This is a genomic window from Brachyspira catarrhinii, assembly GCF_005518285.1.
Lineage (GTDB): Bacteria > Spirochaetota > Brachyspiria > Brachyspirales > Brachyspiraceae > Brachyspira > Brachyspira catarrhinii.
Map to the genome: position 1 here is coordinate 1 of NZ_SJDU01000727.1, position 588 is coordinate 588.

Annotated in this window: 1 pseudogene; it reads right to left on the reverse strand. The window is 36.6% G+C overall.

The annotated features are described in order from the left end of the window. A pseudogene (locus tag EZH24_RS13215) lies at nt 1-555 on the reverse strand (AAA family ATPase); the annotation flags it as partial. Nucleotides 556-588: the final 33 nt, after the last annotated feature.

Here is a 588-nt window from a genome sequence, read left to right on the forward strand (position 1 = left end):
TACTAGAGTCGACATTTCTATTTTTTTATTCCCGTAATAGTAAGAATGAAGAGCCGATTGATAATAAACCGAAACGGCTTCGGCGGTGCTAACGACTGAATTTAATTCCTGTATTTTAGCGTTTTCAAAACTTTTTCCGCTTCTTAATTCGCTAAAAGTCGTAGCCAAAACTTCCACGACATCGTTTTCTACCGTTATGTCAATATCGGCAAGCTCGAATAAACTTTCGCATTGATTTTTTATAATTTCCGCTTCGATTTGAGGATTTTTTATCGGTTCTACCGTTTCAAAATTGAATCTTCTTTTTAGCGCGCTGCTCATTTCGTTTATGCCTTTGTCTCTCGTATTTGCCGTGGCTATTATATTGAATCCCGCTTTTGCAAAAAGTATAGAATTCTGCTCGGGAATATTCAAAATTTTATCGCTCAATATACTTATCAAAGAATCTTGAATTTCCAAAGGGCATCTCGTAATTTCCTCGAATCTCGTTATCAATCCTTTTTCCATTCCTATATAAACGGGAGAAGGAATCAAAGCTTCTTTTACGGGAGATTTTATGAGAGCTTTCGGAGGATACGCTCAAAGTTG